General features: G+C 59.1%; 24 protein-coding genes. 12 read left to right on the forward strand and 12 right to left on the reverse strand.

Going from position 1 to position 21050, the window contains the following annotated elements; translation table 11 throughout:
- Positions 1–119 precede the first annotated feature (119 nt).
- From G3M63_RS13245 to G3M63_RS13270, 6 genes are all read left to right on the forward strand, one after another.
- On the forward strand, positions 120–1424 hold the full coding sequence (locus G3M63_RS13245) for an MFS transporter (RefSeq protein WP_163983440.1): 1305 nt from the start codon (positions 120–122) through the stop codon (positions 1422–1424).
- Positions 1425–1486: 62 nt separating this feature from the next.
- Complete coding sequence (locus G3M63_RS13250; protein WP_163983441.1) at positions 1487–2095, forward strand: DNA-J related domain-containing protein; 609 nt, start codon at positions 1487–1489, stop codon at positions 2093–2095.
- Between the two features lie 150 nt (positions 2096–2245).
- The gene (locus tag G3M63_RS13255) at positions 2246–2845 is read left to right on the forward strand and encodes a Yip1 family protein (protein ID WP_150301078.1); all 600 of its coding nucleotides are present in this window, start codon (positions 2246–2248) and stop codon (positions 2843–2845) included.
- A 155-nt stretch (positions 2846–3000) separates the two neighbouring features.
- Positions 3001–3825, forward strand: coding sequence for a tRNA 2-thiocytidine(32) synthetase TtcA (ttcA, locus tag G3M63_RS13260; protein ID WP_150301079.1), 825 nt, complete (start codon positions 3001–3003; stop codon positions 3823–3825).
- An 8-nt stretch (positions 3826–3833) separates the two neighbouring features.
- Positions 3834–4505: a DNA-3-methyladenine glycosylase I gene (locus tag G3M63_RS13265; RefSeq protein WP_163984275.1), complete on the forward strand. Its 672-nt coding sequence runs from the start codon at positions 3834–3836 to the stop codon at positions 4503–4505.
- Between the two features lie 63 nt (positions 4506–4568).
- Positions 4569–5057, forward strand: a complete 489-nt coding sequence (locus tag G3M63_RS13270; protein ID WP_150301080.1) for a C40 family peptidase — start codon at positions 4569–4571, stop codon at positions 5055–5057.
- Between the two features lie 18 nt (positions 5058–5075).
- On the opposite strand, the gene G3M63_RS13275 is transcribed toward G3M63_RS13270, so the two are convergent.
- The 4 genes from G3M63_RS13275 to G3M63_RS13290 form a co-directional block, all read right to left on the reverse strand.
- Positions 5076–5726, reverse strand: a complete 651-nt coding sequence (locus G3M63_RS13275; RefSeq protein ID WP_218573608.1) for a class I SAM-dependent methyltransferase — start codon at positions 5724–5726, stop codon at positions 5076–5078.
- Entirely contained in the window at positions 5723–6454 is a 732-nt protein-coding gene (locus G3M63_RS13280; RefSeq protein ID WP_218573609.1) for a CPBP family intramembrane glutamic endopeptidase, read from the reverse strand. Before G3M63_RS13280 ends, G3M63_RS13275 begins: the two co-directional genes overlap by 4 nt.
- A 12-nt stretch (positions 6455–6466) precedes the next feature.
- The gene (locus G3M63_RS13285) at positions 6467–7546 is read right to left on the reverse strand and encodes a patatin-like phospholipase family protein (protein WP_163983444.1); all 1080 of its coding nucleotides are present in this window, start codon (positions 7544–7546) and stop codon (positions 6467–6469) included.
- A gap of 273 nt (positions 7547–7819) precedes the next feature.
- On the reverse strand, positions 7820–9052 hold the full coding sequence (locus G3M63_RS13290) for an OprD family porin (protein ID WP_163983445.1): 1233 nt from the start codon (positions 9050–9052) through the stop codon (positions 7820–7822).
- A 352-nt stretch (positions 9053–9404) separates the two neighbouring features.
- On the opposite strand from G3M63_RS13290, the gene G3M63_RS13295 reads away from it, so the two are divergent.
- From G3M63_RS13295 to G3M63_RS13310, 4 genes are all read left to right on the forward strand, one after another.
- A complete protein-coding gene (locus G3M63_RS13295) occupies positions 9405–10724 on the forward strand; it encodes a Na+/H+ antiporter family protein (RefSeq protein WP_163983446.1) in 1320 nt (439 codons plus the stop codon).
- A gap of 100 nt (positions 10725–10824) precedes the next feature.
- A complete protein-coding gene (locus G3M63_RS13300; RefSeq protein ID WP_163983447.1) occupies positions 10825–12042 on the forward strand; it encodes an argininosuccinate synthase in 1218 nt (405 codons plus the stop codon).
- A 120-nt stretch (positions 12043–12162) separates the two neighbouring features.
- On the forward strand, positions 12163–12567 hold the full coding sequence (gene gloA / locus G3M63_RS13305; protein WP_150301087.1) for a lactoylglutathione lyase: 405 nt from the start codon (positions 12163–12165) through the stop codon (positions 12565–12567).
- A gap of 20 nt (positions 12568–12587) precedes the next feature.
- Positions 12588–13478, forward strand: a complete 891-nt coding sequence (locus G3M63_RS13310; RefSeq protein WP_163983448.1) for a nitrate- and nitrite sensing domain-containing protein — start codon at positions 12588–12590, stop codon at positions 13476–13478.
- Positions 13479–13800: 322 nt separating this feature from the next.
- On the opposite strand, the gene G3M63_RS13315 is transcribed toward G3M63_RS13310, so the two are convergent.
- A complete protein-coding gene (locus G3M63_RS13315; RefSeq protein ID WP_163983449.1) occupies positions 13801–15129 on the reverse strand; it encodes a deoxyguanosinetriphosphate triphosphohydrolase in 1329 nt (442 codons plus the stop codon).
- Positions 15130–15255: 126 nt separating this feature from the next.
- Here G3M63_RS13315 and G3M63_RS13320 point away from each other — a divergent pair, with 126 nt between their 5' ends.
- Positions 15256–15519, forward strand: a complete 264-nt coding sequence (locus G3M63_RS13320; RefSeq protein ID WP_163983450.1) for a glutaredoxin family protein — start codon at positions 15256–15258, stop codon at positions 15517–15519.
- Positions 15520–15522: 3 nt separating this feature from the next.
- A complete protein-coding gene (locus G3M63_RS13325) occupies positions 15523–15975 on the forward strand; it encodes a YcgN family cysteine cluster protein (protein WP_150301091.1) in 453 nt (150 codons plus the stop codon).
- A gap of 152 nt (positions 15976–16127) precedes the next feature.
- On the opposite strand, the gene G3M63_RS13330 is transcribed toward G3M63_RS13325, so the two are convergent.
- The 7 genes from G3M63_RS13330 to rsxG all read right to left on the reverse strand — a co-directional run bounded on the left by G3M63_RS13330 (position 16128) and on the right by rsxG (position 21049).
- On the reverse strand, positions 16128–16895 hold the full coding sequence (locus G3M63_RS13330) for a VacJ family lipoprotein (protein ID WP_150301092.1): 768 nt from the start codon (positions 16893–16895) through the stop codon (positions 16128–16130).
- Positions 16888–18186, reverse strand: a complete 1299-nt coding sequence (locus tag G3M63_RS13335; RefSeq protein ID WP_163983451.1) for a serine/threonine protein kinase — start codon at positions 18184–18186, stop codon at positions 16888–16890. Before G3M63_RS13335 ends, G3M63_RS13330 begins: the two co-directional genes overlap by 8 nt.
- Positions 18187–18319: 133 nt before the next feature.
- The gene (locus tag G3M63_RS13340; protein WP_150301094.1) at positions 18320–18538 is read right to left on the reverse strand and encodes a DUF2061 domain-containing protein; all 219 of its coding nucleotides are present in this window, start codon (positions 18536–18538) and stop codon (positions 18320–18322) included.
- Between the two features lie 230 nt (positions 18539–18768).
- The gene (locus tag G3M63_RS13345) at positions 18769–18948 is read right to left on the reverse strand and encodes a PA3496 family putative envelope integrity protein (protein WP_150301095.1); all 180 of its coding nucleotides are present in this window, start codon (positions 18946–18948) and stop codon (positions 18769–18771) included.
- Between the two features lie 109 nt (positions 18949–19057).
- Complete coding sequence (gene nth / locus G3M63_RS13350; RefSeq protein WP_150301096.1) at positions 19058–19693, reverse strand: endonuclease III; 636 nt, start codon at positions 19691–19693, stop codon at positions 19058–19060.
- Positions 19690–20403, reverse strand: a complete 714-nt coding sequence (locus G3M63_RS13355; RefSeq protein ID WP_150301097.1) for an electron transport complex subunit E — start codon at positions 20401–20403, stop codon at positions 19690–19692. The genes nth and G3M63_RS13355 overlap by 4 nt, the downstream gene beginning before the upstream one ends.
- Positions 20396–21049 (reverse strand): electron transport complex subunit RsxG, encoded by a 654-nt coding sequence (rsxG, locus tag G3M63_RS13360; protein ID WP_150301098.1) that lies wholly within the window; start codon positions 21047–21049, stop codon positions 20396–20398. Before rsxG ends, G3M63_RS13355 begins: the two co-directional genes overlap by 8 nt.
- Between the last annotated feature and the right edge of the window lies 1 nt (position 21050).

Consider the following 21050-nt stretch of genomic DNA (forward strand, 5'->3'; position numbering starts at 1 on the left):
CCTGAAAAACACACCACCAGCTGCGGCAGCCGAAGGTTTGTCTGGCTCACCGCAGTTCAGTTCAGCTTTTACAACAGGCTGGGAAATGCTGTCTGGAACCGGAAGGGGGAAACGGATCCATGATTCCAATACTGTTGCCCATTGGGGCGCTTTTGTCGGGGATTGGCCTGCTGCTCATGGGCACCGGGCTGTTGAATACACTGCTGCCCCTGCGCGGCAGTGCCGAAGGCTTCAGTGATCAGACGCTGGGGTTGCTGGGTTCTGCCTATTACGCCGGCTTCATTATTGGCACCTGGGTATGCCCCAAACTCATCCGGCGCATGGGGCACATCCGCGCCTTTGCGTTCTGCGCCGCAGCGACTGCAGCGTTCATCTTGCTGCATGTGTTGATTGTCGACGCGGCCTTCTGGTTCGTGCTGCGCGTGCTGACCGGGATCGTGCTGGTGGGCATCTACACGGTGGTCGAAAGCTGGTTGAACTCCGAGGCGCCCTCCGAGCGTCGAAGCCAGGTTTTTGCGGTGTACATGGTCGTCAACCTTGGGGCGCTTGCCGCGTCTCAACAATTACTGCGATTCGGCAACCCTGTCGGAGCGGTGCTGTTTGCCGTCGCGGCAATATTCCTGATGGCTGCCATCCTGCCGGTGACCGCGACGCGCCTGCCGCAACCGAAAATCTCCCAGACACCCGCGCTGTCACTGAAGCGCCTGTGGGCCGCTGCGCCTGTTGCGGTCTCGGGATCGCTGCTGGCCGGGTTGGCCATGGGCGGTTTCTGGGGGTTGGGCGCTGTGTATGTGAGCCGGCTGGGGATGGATGCAGCAGGGGTCGCAAGCTTCATGTCACTTACCATTCTCGGGGGCATGTTCATGCAGTGGCCGCTGGGATTGCTTTCGGACCGGATCGACAGAAGACAGGCGCTGGCTATCGTCACCGGCATCGCGGCGGTGGGCGGGTTGTTGATGCTGGTGTTCGCTTCGTCCATGCAGATGTTGCTGGTCGCGGCGGCCGTATTCGGTGCCGGTGCCTTCGCGGTGTATCCCACTCTTGTTGCGCATCTGATCGACCACCTGCACCACGATGAGATTCTCTCGGGGAACTCCGCGTTGCTGATGCTTAACGGCGTTGGTTCGGCTTTTGGGCCGGCATTGGCCGGCTTTCTGATGGGCGTGACCGCGCCGGGTGCGCTGCCACTGTTCTTTGTGGTGCTGTTCGCGGCTTGCTCCCTGTATGCGTTCTTTCAGGCGCGCAAGTCCAGCGACCGTATCGTCGAGGAACCGGCGCATTTCGTGCCTATGGTGCACTCAACCGATGCCATGCTCGAGCTGGCGCTGGAAGATCAGGTGCACCCCTCAGAGGCTGAACATCCCCGGCAGTCGGGAGCAGAGGTGCAGGACCCTGCAGAAGCCGCGGCGGGCAGAGGAGGCTGAATCCTGTTGCCGGGATGCGCATCTGGGCAACGGTAATGGATGGGCGGTGCTAGAATGCCGCCATGACTGTCACACCCGAAGATCTGCTGCCCGCCGGGTTCGATCAACATCTGCTCTCCGTTCTGGAATCCGCTCCGGAAGGCGTGGACGAGCATGGGTTGATCAAACGCCTGGCCGCGGATTTTCCGCAGTCGGTCTTTGCCATACCGGGCGTGTTCAGCGATCCATTGCAATTGTTCCGGATGCACTTCCTGCTATTCCATAAATTGTATCGGTTGTCCGATGCGCTGAACCCCGCTGGATTGCAATTGCAAATCGGCGCAATGCGAATCGCTATTGTACCCGTCACGGTGTCCCGCCCGGGCCTGAGGGTGGCCGATCCACTACGTACGTACTATCTGGACTGGCAGCAATGGGCCGCTACCAACGCGGATGAAGTACAGAGGCTACTGGATGCATTCTGGTCCCGACAGCCGATTGCTCTGGATGGCGAGGTTGAACAGGCACTGGCGCTTTTCGATCTGGAAGCTCCCTCCAACTTCTCGCAGATCAGGCAGCGCTATCGCACCCTGATGAGCGCTCACCACCCCGATCGCGGGGGCGATACACAGCTTGTCCAGCGCATCAATGAAGCTTTTTTAATTCTGAAACGCTATTACCCGGCCGTTTGAAGTCGCCAAACTCTCTAATCGTCCTGCTTTTTTCCGAACGCTTTTTGACTATAGTCAAGGCAAGGGCTGCGACATACTGTCACAGCCTCGCACCTGCCGCCGGCCAAGCCGTAGACGACAGGAATGAATAATAAATCGAGGAGCCGCACGATGATCCAACACGTCATGGGATTGTTCACCCACCCTGATCAGGAATGGAAAGAAATCAAGGGCGAGGAACGCACCATCGGCCCGATGTACCTTGTCCACGTTCTTGTCCTCGCCGCGATTCCAGTCGTATCGGCCTACATTGGCACTACGCAGGTGGGTTGGTCGATAGGCACCGTGGATGCGGTCAAGTTAACGCAGGCAAGCGCGCTCTACATGACCATACTGTCCTATATCGCCTTGCTGGCAGGCGTAGTGGTGATGGGTGCCTTCATACACTGGATGGCGCGCACCTACGACTCCAGTCCGACCCTGAGCGACTGCCTGGTGTTTGCCGCCTATACCGCAACGCCGTTGTTCCTGGCGGGCTTATGTGCCTTGTATCCGAACCTGTGGCTGCTGATGACGGTCGGTACCGCCGCGGTCGCTTACACTACGTATCTGCTGTACCAGGGTATCCCTATCTTCATGGACATCCCGCCTGAGGAAGGCTTCCTTTTCTCCAGCTCCATTCTGGCCGTTGGCCTGGTAGTGCTGGTCGCGATGATGGCGACAGCCGTGATTTTCTGGGGCTTCGGCATCGGTCCGGTTTACCTGCGCTAACCAGGGCTTGTCTGGTGTCTCATTGCGAGACGCCAGACAGGCTCCGGATGCAAAACGCCCCCTGACGGCCGTCCGGTCGTCAGGGGGCGTTGTTTTTATGGCGCAGTATTTGTGGGTAAAATAGCCGGCTTTATCTCCTTCCGGATTCCGCTGTCATGTCCACCCTGAGCGTCAACCAGAACAAACTGCAGAAACGTCTGCGCCGCCTCGCTGCCGAAGCCGTTACCGACTACGGCATGATCGAGGAGGGCGACAAGATCATGGTGTGTCTGTCCGGCGGCAAGGACAGCTATACGATGCTGGACATGCTGCTGCATCTGCAGAAGGTCGCGCCCATCCGTTTTGAGCTGGTCGCGGTGAACCTTGATCAGAAGCAGCCGGGTTTTCCGGAAGACGTTCTCCCGGCTTACCTTGATCAGGTTGGCGTGCCGTACCATATCCTCGAGCGCGACACCTATTCCATCGTCAAGGAGAAGGTGCCGGAGGGTAAGACCACCTGCTCGCTGTGCTCGCGTCTGCGGCGCGGCAATCTTTACACCTTTGCCGATGAGATCGGCGCAACGCGCGTGGCCCTCGGGCATCATCGCGACGATATCGTCGAAACCTTCTTTCTGAACATGTTCTACGGTGGCACGCTCAAGGCAATGCCGCCGAAGCTGCTGTCGGATGATGGTCGCAATGTGGTGATCCGGCCGCTGGCGTACTGCAGCGAGAAGGACATCGAGGCCTACTCACGGCTGCGCGAATTTCCGATCATTCCGTGCAATCTCTGTGGTTCACAGGAAAACCTGCAGCGCAAAGTCGTCAAGCAAATGCTGCAAACCTGGGAGCGGGAAAACCCCGGCCGGATTGAAAGCATCTTCCGCTCGCTGCGTCATGTGCATCCTTCCCAGCTGGCCGATGCCAAATTGTTCGACTTCGCCAGCCTGAAGATTGACGATCAGGCCACTCCACGTTTTCTCAATGTCATGAACGTCTGATGCCTGAACTGCGCAGTTATACCTGGCTGGAAGAGTATTGCCTGAACCGCTTCGGCTCGCGTACTGCGCTGGAGGCGCGATTGCCGGTGCCGGCAAGTGACAAGCAGCTGCGTCAGTTGAGCAACGACCGCTATCTGTCGACCCTGGCGCTGCGTGTATTCCGCGCAGGTCTGAAACACAGCCTGGTCGATGCCAAGTGGCCGGCCTTCGAACAAGCGTTCTTCGGGTTCGATCCGGACAAGGTCGTATTGATGGGCGCCGAGCATATTGAGCGGATGATGCAGGACACCCGGCTGATACGGCATCTCGGCAAGCTCCGCAGTGTGCCGCGCAACGCCCAGATGATCCTCGATATCAGTGCTGAACAGGGTTCGATGGGCAACTTCATTGCCGATTGGCCGGCCAGCGACATCACCGGGCTGTGGCGATTGATTGCCCGGCGTGGCAACCAGATGGGCGGATTATCGGCGCCGCGCTATTTGCGCATGCTCGGCAAGGATACCTTCGTACCCAGCAATGATGTGGTCGCGGCGCTCAAGGCGCAGGGCGTGGTCGATAAGGTACCGAGCAGCCAGCGTGATCTGGCGGCTACCCAGGACGCGTTCAATCAGTGGCACGCTGAAAGTGGCAGGCCCATGTGTCAGCTATCTGTGATGTTGGGCCACACCGTGAATCATTGATTCTTGACCGGTTTGTGATGGCAGGGCAGTGTTACGCCCATGATCGGCTATCGAGACTGCTCCATGCGTTTACCGGGTTTGATGATACTTGCTGCGGCGGTGGTACTGGTGGGCTGCTCCAGCGCGCCAAAAACCCATGCCCCCAATGTTAGCCCGGCCCCGCCTGCACCCTCAGGGCAGGCGTATGACGACGTGATTTTCCACGCATTCAGTCTGCTCGGTACGCCTTATCGCTATGGCGGCATGTCTCCTGAGACGGGATTCGATTGCAGTGGGCTTATCAACTACGTTTACCGCGAATCGGCGGGCGTCAGCCTGCCCCGCACGACCTCCGGGCTCAGCGCATTACCCGCACAGAAATCCGCTCCGTTACAGCCTGGCGATCTGGTGCTGTTTTCCATGCAGGGCCGCAAGGTCAACCATGCCGGGATATACGTCGGCGACGGTCGGTTCCTGCATGCTCCTAGCACGGGTGGGCATGTACGCGTCGACAGTTTGCAAGCCAGTCATTGGCAGCGCTGGTTCAGTGGCTCCCGTCGCGTACTGGACTGATCGCTACGACTTGAACCGCTAATGCGCGTGTTTGCGCAGCATTACGACATCCGCGCCGACAATCTCCAACTCCGCGCCCCAGCGCTCAGCCAGCCATTCAAAGGTCTGATCGCTGAAGAAGCTGATATGCGTCAGGTCATTCTTGTAATGCCAGCTCTGGAATGCGTGCTGGTCGCGCACGCGCTTGGTCATGATCGCGAGCCAGCCGCCCGGTTTCAGGCATTGCCACAATCGATCCAGCTCGCACGCCGGCCGTGCCAGGTGCTCGACAACTTCAGTGGCTGTGATGAAATCCCATTGCTGCTCTAGCCGCTCAGGCGCCGGATGATAGTAGATGTCGTGCAGGGCAACACGATGGCCCTGATCTTCCAGCATGGCGGCAAGCGCCGGGGCAGGACCACAGCCAAAATCCAGACCTTCGCTACCGGGTGCCAGTCGAGCCAGCAACGGCTCGGCCAGGCGTGACAGAAAGCGGCGGTAGCCAGGCTCATGAGTATCGTTTTGATGCAGATCGTAGATCGCACGTTCGGCCTGGGTAGCGATGTGGTACTCGCGCGGAACATGCACCAGACCGCAGACGAAACAGTGATGATAGACGCGCCGTCGATCAGTACAGTAAAGCGAGGTCGGCGCATTGCACAGCGGACATGGAAAGACGGAGGCATTCACTGGATCGACACCAGCAACAGGGTCAACCCGTTGTACACCGCATGCGCCAGTACGCATAGCCAGAGCTGGTCATAACGCCAGCGCAGCCAGCCCAGAAACAGCCCCAGCAAACCAATGACCAGAACGCCACCGGGACTGTAGAAACCATGCAGCAGTGCGAAGATCAGGGTTGACGCTGGCAACGCCAAAAGCATGCCGGGGCGCGTTCGGGCCAGCGCCTTGAATAGCCAGCCACGAAAAATGAACTCTTCGGCGGCGGGCACCCATAACACGGCAATCAGCAGCGCTGCGACCAAGCGGCTACCGGTCAGATCCAGCAGGGGGGTTATCGCTTGCGGCCTGGCCTGGTCCTCCGGGAGTAACACGCTGTCGGGCAAGCGCAGATCAAACCAGCCGGCGAGCGGGTCAGCGGCGTACACCATCACCGTTGCGCCCAGCACAGCCAACAGCACGCCCCGCAGACTGATGTGCGCGCCGAATAGCCAGCGTAGCGGCGAATCCGGCTGCAACAGCCAGGCAATCAGCAGACTGCCCAGCATGACCGATGCGGCGAACAGCGCATCCAGCATCAGGAACTGACTGTCGATATGAAATCGATGACCGACCTGACGCATGGTCCAGGCCGCGACATAATGGCTGAGCAAGCCGAGGCAGCCATACAGCACCGCCAGCCGCACCAGTATCAGGCCGTCGTCCAGCGCAGAGCGGCTGGGCCTCGGCAGTGCCATGTATCGCAGCATTTAAAGCGGCTGGATACGGTCAATCAAGCAACCGTTCTCTACAAGTTCGAGGAATTCGTCGCCGAGTCGGGCGCTTTCCGCCATCGTCGTGCGCCAGTATTTTTCCCGGCTGAGATCATCATCCATAAACCGGGTGAAGTCCTTGCGATCCGGCAGTTTGCCGTAGGGTAGGGAGGCCAGGTATTCACGTGACGGCGCCATCAGGAGTACGTCCTTCAACTGTTGGAGATTACCGCGCCGCCAGGGCAGCGTCTTGTCAAACCAGCCGGGTACGATCCGGTCGATGAAATGCGGATACAGCACCACACCCGGCGCCTGATAGGGCAAGTCCAGATGATAGTCGAGCAGGCCACCATCCCGATAAGCGCCCGCAGCCATGCCCGGAATATCACGCACTGCCTCCATCACCATAGGAATCGATCCGGAAGCCAGCAAGGCCTGGCGCATGTTGGCGGGGCTCAGATGCACGTGACTGCTGGCGAAATCGACCAGCGCTGCAAGCGGAGGCTGCAGTCGCGGATCATGCAAAATGACGCGCTCGAAGTAGCGTTTGAGAAACCGACGCCCCAACAGGTTGGCGCCAATCACGCCGCCCAATCCAAGCGCCAGTCGTGAGCGCGAGTCATGCTGTAACAGGCCGAGGCTTCTGACCACCACCACGTTCAGGTAATACAGCGGGTTGCGTAGCAATTGCTCGAACTCGTTGCCAAGCAGGTCATCGAGCATAACGCCGCATCGCAGGCTGATTTCTGCAACGCTGATGCACCGGGGAAACCGCTGCGTGGTATAGAGCTCCCCCAGTCGCTTCAAGCCGGCAACCGGGTCCGGCAGGCAGGCCGCAGCGAACCGCCAGCTGCCAATCGAGGCGCCGATCAGACTGCGTGGCTGATCGGTGCGCGGAAGCCAGTCTCCAAAGAGCGCCAGGTCCAGCCCTTGGATACCCAACGCCTTGGGCCCGCCTGCGGCACCGGGAATCATGTGCACGTCCGCAGGTTGCAGTCCGTTCTGGCGGATGTGATCGATGGCGCTATGGCCGGCCCGGAGTGTCAGTGCGGGGGAGGGAATGTGGATGGCGACCATGAAAGCGTTAAGTCTCTGTGCATGCCGGGAAAACGATTGGACCGTAATATTACACGTCGAGGGGCTACAGGCGCAGCTTTGGGGGCGTTGAGTCGATAGGTTGGGTGCGGTAGCCAGACCTGGCGTAGCGCGGGCGCGCTACACCCCCAGGGTGGCCCGGACTTGCCGTCCTGGGGGTGGTGAGCGCCTCGGGCCGCGTCCGGACTCGCCGACGGGGTGGGTTGCGGTACCAAGGCTGGCGTAGCACAGGCGCGCTACACCCCCAGGATTCGCTTACCGCAGCGCGATGGTGTAGTTGAGGATCAGGCGGTTCTCATCTATGGCGCCGGCTACGTCGGAGCGCACCATCGCGTTACGCCATTGAATCGAAACGTTCTTCAGAGCGCCGCTCTGGATGGTGTAGGTGAAGTCGATATCCCGTTCCCATTCCTTGTCTGCGCCAGCGATATCGATATTGTCGCCGCTGACATAGCGCACCAGACCCTTGAGGCCGGGTACGCCGAGCGCGGCGAAATCCAGATCATAGCGGGCCTGCCAGGACTTCTCATCGGGGCGGCCGAAATCCAGAATCTGGATGTAGTTGGCGACATAGGGGTTACTCAGCGCTATGTAGGGGAACGCGGAGTCGCCATCGCTATGCTGGTAGCCGAGCCGGAAGGTATGCGCACCGGTACCGGCCGAGAGCATCACGGATTTCATCTTGTTGTCGGTGCTGCCGGCTTCGATGTCGCTGTCGAAGTAGGCAAGGTTGGCACCCAGCTTCCAGTTGCCGAGCGTCACGTTATGCAGCAGGTTGATCATGTTCTGGTCGTAGACACCATCCAGATCACCCCGCCACAGACCCAGCGTGGTGGAGTCGGGGGACTGGGCGGGAAAAGTATAGGCCCCGCCGAAATAGTTGAAGCGGTCAGATGTGCCGCCAATGTTGGCGATCATGTCTTCGCGATTGGTGCTGTTCATCTGATTGAATTCGCGTAGCTGCGCTGCCTGTAGCGCCAGGCCGCTGATCTCGTTCATCGTCAGCGCCGCGCCGGTGTAGGTCTGGGGCAGCAAACGTATGTCGCTGGCCTGCAACACAGGGATAGACGGGGTCAGCCCACCTACTTTGAGTTCGGTCTCGGATATCTTGGCTTTGGCAGTGAAGGTGATATGGCTGTAACTGCCTGGACCTTCGTCCCCCAGTGCGCTGGGAAGCAACGCGGTGCCGGCGTGGTCATCATCTGACGCCAGCTTCAGACCAAGCGCCGCGTGAACGTCCAGCCCCAGCCCCTGGTCGCCGTGGCTATAGCCGGACTTGCCGCGGAAAATAAAGCCTTGGGCCCACTCTTCGGCCTGTGGACGTGCACCGGTATCGCGAAAATCCCGATTGAAATAGAAGTTGCGCAGTTGCAGCGAGCCGCTGGCATCGTCAACGAAGGGGGAGGCATGCGCTCCCGGAGAGGTAGGCAGGGTGAGCGAAAGGGCGACGGCAGCAGCCAGCGCACCGGGTTTACCAAGCTTTTTCATTATTATTCTCCTGATGGATGGTAGCGAACCGGCATCAGCCGGCGGCGCCACTCAATAAAGCACGCGTTTGGCATCCCGACCGTAAGACCTTGGTCGAATCCCTGGATAGGGCTGTCTCTTGCGAATGCAGGCGTTAGTACAGATGTTGTCGTCAGGCACTGTTCTTGAGCGCTTGCGTGTTGGCTCGGGACGGATCCACTGATTCGCTGGCGGGAATTAGACTTTGGTAGGGTATGGCGCAAATAACACCTTGGGGGTCATTTTTTGACAGCATTGGGGCTATGCGGCAGAGTACGCGCCCTTCAGCCAGCGCCGGTCTGGCAGTCTGCAATCAAATACAGGAACTCCAACGATGAATGCCGTAGTCGTAGCTGTTGCAGTGATGCTGGTGCTGAGCTTGTGCAGGGTGCACGTAGTAGTCGCACTCATCCTCGGGGCGGTAACCGGCGGGCTGGTGGGCGGGCTGGGGCTTGAGGTAACGCTGGAAGCTTTCCAGAACGGTCTGGGCAAAGGCGCCAACGTGGCCCTGAGTTACGCATTGCTCGGCGCCTTCGCTGTGGCGATCGCCAAATCCGGTCTCGCTCATGCACTGGCTGACCGCGCACTGGGCATGATCAACCAGCGAAGCGAAACGGGCCACGGTCTGCTCAAAATCATGTTGCTGGGTGTCATTCTGGCGGTGGCGTTATCGTCCCAGAACATACTCCCGATCCATATCGCCTTCATTCCGCTGCTGATCCCGCCACTGCTGATGGTCATGGCCAGGCTGAATCTGGACCGCCGGCTGGTGGCCTGCGTGCTGACCTTTGGTCTGATCACCCCTTATATGTTTCTACCTGTGGGTTTCGGCGGGATATTTCTGAATGACATCCTGCTGGCCAATCTCACCGAGAGCGGCGCCGATGTCAGCGAGGTCAACGTCATGCAGGCGATGGGCTTGCCGGCGCTGGGCATGTTGTGTGGCTTGCTGGTGGCAATCTTCATCAGTTACCGCCGCCCGCGCAGCTACGACACCTCGCGGATCGAGCAAACCGGCGGGGAGAGCGTAAGCTATAACCCGCTTTCGCTGGTTGTCGCTCTGCTTGCTGTGGCCGCTGCCTTCGTTGTGCAGTTGCTGCTTGATTCGATGATTATTGGTGCGCTCACCGGCTTTGTGATCTTTTCCGTGTCCGGCGTGGTGCGCTGGCGTGAAGCGGACGATGTCTTCACCGAAGGCATGAAAATGATGGCGATGATTGGCTTCATCATGATTGCTGCGGCCGGCTTTGCCGAAGTCATGCGTGCCACCGGTTCGATCGAGACGCTGGTGGCGAGCTCCGCTGACATGATCGGTAACAGCAAGGGGCTGGCGACGCTGCTGATGTTGCTGGTCGGGCTGCTGATCACCCTGGGTATCGGCTCTTCATTCTCGACCATTCCCATCATTGCGGCCATCTACGTGCCGCTGGCGTTGCAGCTGGGTTTCAGTCCGCTGGCGATTGTCGCGCTGGTCGGTACAGCCGCGGCCCTGGGTGATGCGGGCTCGCCAGCGTCGGATTCAACGCTGGGGCCGACCGCCGGTCTCAACGTGGATGGCCAGCACAACCACATCTGGGACACCGTGGTGCCGACCTTCCTGCATTACAACCTGCCACTGATTGCCTTCGGCTGGCTGGCGGTCATGGTGCTTTGATCGGCATCCGCGCTGTGATTCCTCGCTGCCGGGCGCTAGAATAGCGCCTTTGACCGGCGCTCTCAGCGGCGACGGAAATGAACCTTCAAGGGAGCGCGTAATGACTGATGTGAAAAAAGTCGTCCTGGCCTATTCGGGCGGACTGGATACGTCGGTAATTCTCAAGTGGTTGCAGGACACTCACGATTGCGAAGTGGTTACCTTCACGGCCGATCTCGGCCAGGGCGAAGAGGTCGAGCCGGCCCGCGCCAAGGCCCAGGCCATGGGCGTCAAGGAAATCTACATTGATGACCTGCGCGAAGAGTTCGTGCGTGATTTCGTGTTCCCCATGTTCCGCGCCAACACCGTTTACGAAGGTGAGTACCTGCTGGGCACCTCCATTGCCCGACCGCTGATCGCCAAGCGTCTTATCGAAATCGCCAACGAAACGGGCGCAGACGCCATTTCCCATGGCGCTACCGGCAAGGGCAACGATCAGGTGCGTTTTGAGCTCGGCGCCTATGCCCTCAAGCCCGGCGTCAAGGTTATCGCTCCCTGGCGCGAATGGGATCTGTTGTCCCGCGAAAAACTCATGGATTATGCAGCCAAGCACGACATTCCGATTGAGCGCCACGGCAAGAAGAAATCGCCTTACTCGATGGATGCCAACCTGCTGCACATCTCCTATGAAGGCGGCGTGCTGGAAGATACCTGGGCCGAGCACGAAGAAGACATGTGGCGCTGGACCAAGTCGCCAGAAGCCGCGCCGGATACTCCGACCTACATCGAACTGACCTACAGCAAGGGTGACATCGTCGCCATTGATGGCAAACAGATGAGCCCGGCCGAAGTGCTGGCCTACCTGAACAAGGTTGGCGGCGAAAACGGCATCGGCCGTCTGGATATCGTCGAAAACCGTTTCGTCGGCATGAAATCCCGCGGCTGCTATGAAACCCCCGGTGGCACCATCATGCTCAAAGGGCACCGTGCGATCGAGTCGATCACGCTGGATCGTGAAGTTGCCCACCTGAAAGACAGCCTGATGCCCAAGTATGCCGAGCTGATCTACAACGGTTTCTGGTGGAGCCCGGAGCGCGTCATGATGCAGCAGATGATTGATGCATCGCAGATCCACGTGAACGGTGTAGTGCGTCTGAAGCTCTACAAGGGTAACGTCATTGTTACCGGCCGCAAGTCTGACGACTCATTGTTCGATGCCGCCATAGCGACCTTTGAAGACGACGCCGGCGCCTACGATCAGGCTGATGCAGCTGGCTTTATCAAGCTGAATGCGCTGCGCATGCGTATCGCTGCTGGCAAGGGCCGTCAATTACTGTAAAGCCGTAAACACTGCTTGAGGCTGTAGGCTGGGGGATGATAGCCGTGCTGGCACGAAGGGTGTCTTCCAGCTTCAAGCTTTCCAGCCCTAAGCCTTTAGCGAGGCTCCGAAGGAGATTCTATGCGCATCTTACACACCATGCTTCGCGTCGGTAACCTGGACAAATCCATTGCCTTCTACACCGAGGTGCTGGGTATGACACTGCTGCGTCGCAAGGATGTTCCCGAAGGTCGATTCACTCTGGCCTTTGTCGGTTATGGCAACGAAGCAGAGAATGCCGTTCTCGAACTCACCCACAACTGGGACACCGATCATTACGTGCTGGGTACCGGTTACGGGCATATCGCTATCGAAGTGCATGATGTCTATAAGGCCTGTGAGCAGATCCGCGAAGCCGGCGGCAAGATCGTCCGCGAGCCGGGCCCGATGAAGCATGGCACCAGCGTGCTGGCCTTCGTCGAGGATCCGGACGGATACCGCATCGAGTTACTCTCTGGTCGTTCGGAAACACCGAACGCGTCCTGAGCCCTCCCGGGAGCGCAAACATGTTCCTCGGTACTGTTGCGCTCGCTCTCCTGATTCTTCTGGCAGTTTCGTTGCTCGTGCGGTCGCGTCGTAAGCGTCTGCACGAGCGCGGCCAGGCCTGCGTGCATGAACTCGAGCGTATAGCTTGCCTGCGGCAGTTGCTGGAGCTGGTGCAGCAGCATCGCGGGTTAAGCTTTGGCGAAATGTCGGGCGAGGGGAGTTGGCAGGCGCGACGCTGGGCAGTCCACCAGGAGATTTTCGCTCAACTGGAACGTTGTCGAGCGCATGAGCGCAGCTTGCAATGCTATCCGGGCTGGCGGCAGGCGTTGGCTCAGTGGGTACAGATTGAAAGCGCACAGGAACATGAGATCAGTGCAGAAGCTGGCCTGCGATTGCACAATCGGATGCTAGCGCTATTGCTCGAAGTCATCAGGGGCATCGCAGGTCGGCATGACCTCGAATGCCTCGGCGGTCTCGCCACGCAGCCTGTCGGGTGTTGGCTGCAGTTGCTCGAGCACACCGAGCTACTGGGCCAGGCCCGCGCAATCGGCACGGGCACCATCGTACGTCGCGGAAGTGATTCAGCGCTGCGCACTGAGCTGGAGGCGCTGCGTATACGGATTGCAGGCCAGGCTTATCTGCCGCTCGCACAACTGCACGCCGACCCGCAGTTACGCCAGGTGATGGCAACCCAAGTGCAGGAGGCCGAAGATTGTCTGGACCGATTGCTCGAGCTTGTGGACCGGATGCTGGCAGCCGAAGAGGACAAAACGCTTCGCGCGGCAACCTACTTCCAGACTGCTACCCATGCGATCACTGCGCATCTGGTACTGGTTGATCAGCTGCTGCAGCGGCTCAGGACGGATAACCCGTACGCTGAGCGTAAACCGGGCAAACCCGAATGCCCCTAGCCCCCTTTGTCAAAGGGGGGACTGGTTCGCGCGGCTGCGGGTTTAGTTATTGCTTGTGCTCGGGTGGTCGCTGCCGTATCGACAGATTTATCAGCAGTTTTTTGTCGGGGACGATTTCGTTATTGCCAGTGGCTAGTGTCCGTTGCCGTCCTCAGAGATCCCTTCAGCAGCTTTTCTGTTGGGGTCGATTTGAGCAGTTGCAGGTTTTCATTATTGCCGGCCGCACAGGTCTCGCTCAGACACATATCTGCCCGGCTGGCACGATCAAGTTCCCCACTTTGAAAAAGGCGGGCTAGGGGGGATTTCCCGGGTTTGCCGCCAGCTACCCCGGATTGATCCCCCGAATCCGCGCCGCGATATCTGCTGCATACAAATCGGTCATCCCGGCGATGAAGTCGATGACTCGCATATAGCTGCTGTACAGGTCCCAATCCTGACGTGGCGCGTTGTTGCCCATCAGATCGAGGATGCGCTCATGCTTGAAGCTAAGATGCGTGCCAGTGTGTAGTTCGTTGACGGCGCCGCAGAAGGCGTCAAGCAGCGTTTCCAGTGTGCTGTAGGCGCCGATCTCATGCAGTGTCTTGCGCTTGTCCTGGAATATCTTCTTGCGTGCAATGCTCTTGGCTTCCAGCACACAATGGCGCGCCTTGGCGGGCATGTGTTCGACCAGGTCGCCGGGCAATTCGCCAGCGAGCAGGGCAGGTTGCTGGTCGACGAAGGCTTCGGCGGCTGCATTGACCAGATGCTCGATCGCCTTGCCGCGCAGTATCGCCAGTTTGCGGCGGGTTGAATCCTTAGGGCCGAGCAGGCGGTAGGTCTCCGGCAGGTCGTCGCCGACCAGATCCAGCAGCAGCCCCTCTACTTCGGAATACGCCAGCAACTCCATTTCGAGGCCGTCCTCCAGGTCGATGAGTGCGTAGCAGATATCGTCTGCTGCCTCGACCAGATAGACCAACGGATGCCGCGCCCAGCTGTGCTCGTCCTGGGCGGGCAGGCCGAGCTTGGCGGCGATTTGTTCGAGCAGCGCGAACTCGCCCTGATAACAGCCGAACTTGTGTTTTTTGTACCCGGGACTGTCAGCGTAACGCGAGGTCCATGGATACTTCAGATAGGCGCCGAGCGTGGCGTAGGTCAGTCGCATGCCACCCTCGAACTGGTGATATTCCAGTTGCGTCAGCACGCGAAATCCCTGAGCATTGCCCTCGAAGTTCAGAAAATCCAGTTTCTGCGCGTCGGTCAGCGGATCCAGCCAGCCCTGAGCCGCGGCCTGATGGAACCAGTGCCGGATCGCATCCTCTCCGGAGTGTCCGTAGGGCGGGTTACCGATATCGTGCGCGAGGCAGGCAGCCTGGACAATGACGCCGATGTCTGCGGGTTCACACCATTCGGGCAACTCGCTGCGCAGCATTTCGGCTACGCGCATCCCGAGTGAGCGACCGACACAGCCGACTTCCAGGCTGTGGGTCAGACGTGTATGAATATGGTCATTGCTGGAGACCGGATGGACCTGGGTTTTCTTGCCGAGCCGGCGAAAGGCACCAGAGAAAATGACCCGGTCATGGTCCTTGTGAAAGGGCGTACGCCCCAGTTCATCAGAGCTTGCAACCGGTTTGCCGAGGCGTTCCCGGCACAGCAGTGTTTCCCAATCCATTCCGTTCTCCCCGTATTTGCCCGGAGTATGTGACATGACCGTGGGACTGCCAAGCGTCGGCCGGGATTTAGCGCGCCGGCAATCCGGAGTAGAATAGCCGGCTTTGCCATAAACCCCGGATCCGTCATGTCCTCTGCGCTGACCATTACTCTGTACGGCACCGCCGCCTGTCATCTATGCGAGGCTGCGGCTGCACTGTTGCAGCCCTTTGCAGGCAACGGCGTGCGGGTTAACGAGGTGGATATCACCGAGGACCCGGCGTTGATGGAGCGTTACCAGCTGCGTATCCCTGTGCTTAAACGCGAAGACACAGGCGACGAACTCGACTGGCCGGTGAGTTTCGAGCAGCTGATGCTGTGGTTGTCCCATGTGATCGGCGAGGAGGCCTGAGACATGGCGCAGCGCGTAAGAGACTTCTGGAAGCGCAAGACGCTTGCCGAGATGGATCAGCAGGAATGGGAATCTCTGTGTGACGGCTGCGGTCTGTGTTGTTTGCAGAAGCTGGAGGACGAGGACGACCCCGCCGCAATCTATTACACCCGCGTCGCGTGCAAGCTGCTGGATCGGGAAAGCTGTCAGTGCAGTGACTACGCGAACCGGCGCAAGCAGGTGCCGGATTGCATTCAGTTAACGCCCAGGGATGCCAAGGACTTCGGCTGGCTGCCGCCGACCTGTGGGTACCGACTGGTAGCCGAGGGCGATGATCTGCCGCCGTGGCATCATCTGGTGTGTGGTGACCGCCAGGCGGTACACAAGGTTGGCATCTCGCAGGCGGGGCGGATGCTGGCTGAGGACGCGGTGGATGAGGATGATTGGGAGGATCACATCATCTTTCGGGTGGGGTAGGGCCAAAAGATGGAGGCTAGAAGCTTGAAGCTGGAAGGGCCAGGTCAGAGTTGTTAGCTGGTTTTTCGCGGGCGTTCGGGCGGTGGAAGGGCAGTATTTTGGAGGTCCGGCTGAATTAACACGCTGCGCCGGCGCACCGGCGCAACCTGGCCCTACTGACTGATCTGCAGCTCGCGCAACTTGGTATACAGATAGCGAACCTGGTCGTACTCGAAGGGGCTGTCCAGCGCACCATAGCGGAAAGGCGTCCGGTAGCGCAGATCGACGGCCTGCAACCCGTAGGGCCACTTGTGTTCGTTCTTGTGCTCGCGGTTATTGAGGAAATCAACCTCATCCTGAATGGCCCAGTCTCCCAGACGCCCCGTGCCGTCACGCAGGGAAGAGGGTCCGAGGAAAGGGATGACCAGATAAGGGCCGGGCGGTACGCCATAGGTCCCCAGTGTCTGGCCGAAATCCTCTGATTCCTGGGGCAGCCCCATTGCCTTGGCTACATCGAAAATTCCCAGAACGCCGAGCGTCGTGTTCAGCAGCAATCTTGATGTGGTGCGCGCGCTTTTCTGAATACGACCCTGCGCAAGACTGTTGGCCAGATTAGACACATCACCCAGGTTGCTGAAAACGTTCGAAACGCCGGTGCGAACGAAGCGCGGCGTTGCCCACACATATCCTCGAACGACCGGCAGGTACACATACTCATCGAAGCGCGCATTGAAGCGATAGACTCGACGGTTGAACCCTTCGATAGGGTCCTGCACCTCCAGCGCGCGCAGGCTTGAGCGTTCGAACTGGTATTCGGTGGCTTCGCGATTGATCTCCAGACTGTCCAGCGGATCATGATATTGCGGCGCTTCGGTGGGTTGAGCCTGAACGCCGGTGGTAGCCAAAAGGGCGAGTACACCCGCAGTTGCTAACTTATTCATTAGGGGTGCCCTCCACGAAGGAAAGAATGCGCGCCACGACGTCCTTGTGTTGAAGATTGCCGCCATGTCCGCCACGTGGATACAGGAATGCCCGTTCGCCAAATAGCTGCACAAGGTACTGATAATCCTCGCCGGTGAGAATGAAGTCGTCAGCATTGGTCACCACGGCGATATCGGAATTGTCCCGCAGATAGTCTTCAATGCTGCGCAGGCTGGATTCCTGCGACATGTCTTCGATGCTCTGTTCAGCGTTACGTGTTTGCCAGTCGGGATACAGCTGGGTCTCCATGTAGCACCTGAAATTGCAGAACAGTGCCTGGCGCAGGTAAGGCGTCAGCGAGGTACTGACCTTGAGCTTCTGGTCGACCGGGACGTAAAGGCCGCCCTGGGTAATCACATCCGACATAAAACTCAGATCAGCCGCGGCGAAGCGGAACACCGCGCCGATCAGCATGGCCAGCTCGGCATCGGTCAGGGCGTCGTCCGAGGCCTGGATGTCGGCAAACAGCCCGGCCTGAACATCGATAGTGCCGCGCCTGGCGTAATAGCGCGAAAGCTTATCGAAGATGTGCTCGTAGAAACTGTCGGTGCCGTCTACGCCTTCAACGCGGGTATAGGGCAAGGCGTCGAGGCGCGTGACCGAGGTGTAGAGGTCGACGGGCGGGTTCAGCAGCACGATTTTAGAGAAATCGAACTGGCCAAGCTGCTGATCCAGTTCGCCTACAAACGCAGCATTCAGGGCGCCGAGGCTGAAGCCGGCCATATGGTATTCGGTGATTTCAATGCCCTTGGCTTCGCGGGCTTCCTCGACAGCCATGGACATGGCGGTATGCAAATCACGTGCGTCGCGCCGACCGAGACCGGGCAAGCCGGAACGCGATGCGGCGGCTATGAAGTCATGATTTGTCGGCGAGGACAGCACAATCACATGCATGCCGGCTTGCCAGAAAACCCGCTTCAGATAGTCCATGCGGGCAGTATCGAAACCGGAACCCGTGCCGGCAATCAGGAACATCAAGGGAGCCGGTTGGTCCTGCCACGCTAGCCTGAAATCCAGCTCATGGAAACCGGAAAGAATGGGCGGGAGGGTCCGATCGGGCAACACCCGAACGGACAAATCGTCCTGTTGAACATCGACTTCTGCGGGAACGGGCGCCGCCTGCTGCGGCGGCGTACTCGCGATGGTCGCCATGAAGGCGTTTTCTTCGCTATAGCTGAAGTCCTCAGCCTGGGCGGCGTAATTTCCGAACAGCGCAAAACTCAAGGTTGCAGTTGCTATGATTCTTTTCATATTTCCTTCCGGTTGAATGCGCCGACTATAACCCGAACGAGAGCCTCGAATGCGTCCTCTTTCGGTCAGGCCGTCGTCGTTTCGTCCTGCAGTTGCGAAACGTCAGCAGACCCTGGGCCAACCGGTATGTTGATCAGGCATGCATCATCGGCTGAGAGGTCCTCTCCCTGCGCAACAGCTTGCGATATTCAATCCGCTGCCAGAGCCGTTCATGGAAGTAATAGGCAACAGTATTCACAGCTGGTTCAACAAGCGCAACCGCACCCCCCAGCAACCAGCTACCGGTCATGGCGTAGACCACGCAGAACGCGATGGAGAAATGCATTAGCGCAAAAGTGATTGTCTTGACCATGGAACACCTCGTAATGAATAAGAATCATTCTTGATGAGGTGATACTAGGGGTTGGCAGCCGGACAAGCAAAAAGAAAACAACAATGGGTGCGATTGGCTTCACTAATCGCCGGAATGCGGGTCAGCACCGCGAGAATAGAGGCCGTGTGCGGCAGCGCAGCGCGAGGCCGGGGCGGGTAGGGTGCGCCTGGAAACAAAAGCGGAAGGGGGTGAGCCCTTCCGCCTGTACGTTATTCGAAGTCGTAATCGGTCAACTGTTTCTGCAGTCGGCGTTCCTCAAGATAATTATCGATCAGACGCCGTTTGGTCAGACTTGCCTTGGAATTCGGCGCTGAGTCAGTCTCTGGCGCGTCATCCTCCTCGACAAAATCATCATCATCCAGTTCCAGTTCAACTTTCGCTTTGGCCATGACTCAACTCCACTATGAAGATGCCATTTGCGCACCTTATAGCGGCTGGCTGCGATCAGCGGAAATAGAATTTTTCAATCAAACCGGAAGAAAAGGACCAAAAGGCCGGCTAGTCCTCGGTCTTTGCCTTGTATTCGCAGAGATCTTCGATGCGGCAGCTACCGCACAGTGGCTTGCGCGCCTTGCATACGTAGCGACCGTGGAGAATAAGCCAATGGTGCGCATCGACCAGAAATTCCCTGGGCACGTGTTTGAGCAGCTGCTTCTCTACCTCGACCACGTTCTTCCCCGGGGCGATGCGCGTTCGGTTACTGACCCGAAAGATATGCGTGTCCACCGCCATTTCCGGATGCCCAAAGGCCGTGTTCAAAACCACGTTGGCGGTCTTGCGTCCGACACCGGGCAGGGCTTCCAGCGCAGCGCGATCCTCTGGGACCTGGCCACCATGAAGATCAATCAACATCTTGCAGGCGGCGATGACATTGCGCGCCTTGGTGTTGTACAGGCCGATGGTCTTGATGTACTCGGAAAGGCCCTCCACGCCCAGGGCATGGATGGCCTCAGGCGTGTTGGCGACCGGGAACAGCCTAGCGGTCGCCTTGTTGACGCCGACATCGGTTGCCTGCGCTGATAGGGTTACCGCCACCAGCAGTTCAAAGGGTGTGGTGAACTCCAGCTCGGTGGTGGGGTTCGGGTTGTCTTCGCGCAGGCGCCGGAATATTTCGTAGCGTTTGGCTTTGTTCATCCAATCGTTCCGGTCACTCGCACGCGTTTGCCACCGGCTGCCGGCTGCGCTGCCTGTGCTGCGGCGCGCTCCGCGACCTTGGCATCGATAGTGTTTTTCAACGCGATCAGCAAACCCATGAAGACGAAGGCACCTGGCGGCAGGATAACGAACAGCACTTCCTTGTAGTTGGGGAACACGACGATGCGCCAGTCAGCTGCGAACGGCCCCAATAGCAGGTCCATGCCGCTGAATAGCGTGCCGTAGCCGATCAGCTCGCGCAGTGATCCCAGTACCAACAGCACCAGGGCAAAGCCGAGGCCCATCATGAAGCCGTCGAGCAACGAGGGCAGCACCGGATGCTTGGCCGCGTAGGCGTCAGCCCGGCCAAGGATGGCGCAGTTGGTCACAATAAGCGGAATGAAGATGCCAAGGATCTGGTACAGCTCGTAAGTGAAGGCCTGCATCAGTAATTCGACGCAGGTGGTCAGTGCGGCAATGATCATGACGAAGGCGGGCAGTCGCACCGCATCGGTTACGGCGCTGCGGATGATCGATACGGCGAGGTTTGAGCCGGTCAGTACCAGTATGGTAGCGATGCCCAGTCCCAGCGCATTGACGGCGGTGCTACTCACGCCGAGCAGCGGGCACAGGCCCAGCAATTGAACCAGCCCGGGATTGTTGTGCCACAAGCCGTCAGCGGTGATATCGGAAAACTTGGTGCTAGCCATTGGCAGGCTCCTGGTTGGACAGCTCAAGCAGGCTGTCGCGGTTTTCATCGAAATATTGCAACGCGCGATAAACGGCCTGCACCACGGCGCGCGGTGTGATGGTTGCGCCGGTGAACTGGTCAAAGGCGCCGCCGTCCTTGCGCACACCCCAGTTCTCCGGGGCAGGCATGCTCAGGCTCTTGCCGTCAAAGCTCAGGATCCACTCGCTCTTTGCAAGCTCGACCTTGTCCCCCAGGCCAGGGGTTTCCCGGTGATTGAGAACACGCACTCCGGCCAGCTCGCTGTTAGCGCGAATGCCGACCAGCAAATCGATACGTCCGCTGTATCCATCCGGCGCAACCACCGGCAGGATGACCGCGACGACTTCCCCGTCCTGCCTGCCGCGATAGGCTTCAGCAGGGCCGCGCAGATTCAGAAACTCCCGATCATCCACCACGAAAGTGTCGTTGAGCATGTCATTGTCATGCTGCTCGTCGGGCAGGATTTCAGTCAGCGCGCTCATCTGCGCGCGGCGTATTTCTTCCGCGATACGGTCAGCGGTACTCTGCTGGGTCACTGCAATCAGACCGACAGTGACCATGGCAAAGATGCCCAGGATGATGCTGTTGCGCGCCACCGAGTGGCCGGCTGTGGCTGGATTTTCCATA

The sequence above is a fragment of the Pseudomonas sp. OIL-1 genome (assembly GCF_010669185.1).
Taxonomy (GTDB): Bacteria; Pseudomonadota; Gammaproteobacteria; order Pseudomonadales; family Pseudomonadaceae; genus Halopseudomonas; species Halopseudomonas profundi.

Coding starts and splice junctions, on each gene's coding strand:
- G3M63_RS13245 (WP_163983440.1), top strand. CDS start 120: ATGATTCCAATACTGTTGCCCATTGGGGCGCTTTTGTCGGGGATTGGC.
- G3M63_RS13250 (WP_163983441.1), top strand. CDS start 1,487: ATGACTGTCACACCCGAAGATCTGCTGCCCGCCGGGTTCGATCAACAT.
- G3M63_RS13255 (WP_150301078.1), top strand. CDS start 2,246: ATGATCCAACACGTCATGGGATTGTTCACCCACCCTGATCAGGAATGG.
- ttcA (WP_150301079.1), top strand. CDS start 3,001: ATGTCCACCCTGAGCGTCAACCAGAACAAACTGCAGAAACGTCTGCGC.
- G3M63_RS13270 (WP_150301080.1), top strand. CDS start 4,569: ATGCGTTTACCGGGTTTGATGATACTTGCTGCGGCGGTGGTACTGGTG.
- G3M63_RS13280 (WP_218573609.1), bottom strand. CDS start 6,454: ATGGCACTGCCGAGGCCCAGCCGCTCTGCGCTGGACGACGGCCTGATA.
- G3M63_RS13285 (WP_163983444.1), bottom strand. CDS start 7,546: ATGGTCGCCATCCACATTCCCTCCCCCGCACTGACACTCCGGGCCGGC.
- G3M63_RS13290 (WP_163983445.1), bottom strand. CDS start 9,052: ATGAAAAAGCTTGGTAAACCCGGTGCGCTGGCTGCTGCCGTCGCCCTT.
- G3M63_RS13295 (WP_163983446.1), top strand. CDS start 9,405: ATGAATGCCGTAGTCGTAGCTGTTGCAGTGATGCTGGTGCTGAGCTTG.
- G3M63_RS13300 (WP_163983447.1), top strand. CDS start 10,825: ATGACTGATGTGAAAAAAGTCGTCCTGGCCTATTCGGGCGGACTGGAT.
- gloA (WP_150301087.1), top strand. CDS start 12,163: ATGCGCATCTTACACACCATGCTTCGCGTCGGTAACCTGGACAAATCC.
- G3M63_RS13310 (WP_163983448.1), top strand. CDS start 12,588: ATGTTCCTCGGTACTGTTGCGCTCGCTCTCCTGATTCTTCTGGCAGTT.
- G3M63_RS13315 (WP_163983449.1), bottom strand. CDS start 15,129: ATGGATTGGGAAACACTGCTGTGCCGGGAACGCCTCGGCAAACCGGTT.
- G3M63_RS13320 (WP_163983450.1), top strand. CDS start 15,256: ATGTCCTCTGCGCTGACCATTACTCTGTACGGCACCGCCGCCTGTCAT.
- G3M63_RS13325 (WP_150301091.1), top strand. CDS start 15,523: ATGGCGCAGCGCGTAAGAGACTTCTGGAAGCGCAAGACGCTTGCCGAG.
- G3M63_RS13330 (WP_150301092.1), bottom strand. CDS start 16,895: ATGAATAAGTTAGCAACTGCGGGTGTACTCGCCCTTTTGGCTACCACC.
- G3M63_RS13335 (WP_163983451.1), bottom strand. CDS start 18,186: ATGAAAAGAATCATAGCAACTGCAACCTTGAGTTTTGCGCTGTTCGGA.
- G3M63_RS13340 (WP_150301094.1), bottom strand. CDS start 18,538: ATGGTCAAGACAATCACTTTTGCGCTAATGCATTTCTCCATCGCGTTC.
- G3M63_RS13345 (WP_150301095.1), bottom strand. CDS start 18,948: ATGGCCAAAGCGAAAGTTGAACTGGAACTGGATGATGATGATTTTGTC.
- nth (WP_150301096.1), bottom strand. CDS start 19,693: ATGAACAAAGCCAAACGCTACGAAATATTCCGGCGCCTGCGCGAAGAC.
- G3M63_RS13355 (WP_150301097.1), bottom strand. CDS start 20,403: ATGGCTAGCACCAAGTTTTCCGATATCACCGCTGACGGCTTGTGGCAC.
- rsxG (WP_150301098.1), bottom strand. CDS start 21,049: ATGGAAAATCCAGCCACAGCCGGCCACTCGGTGGCGCGCAACAGCATC.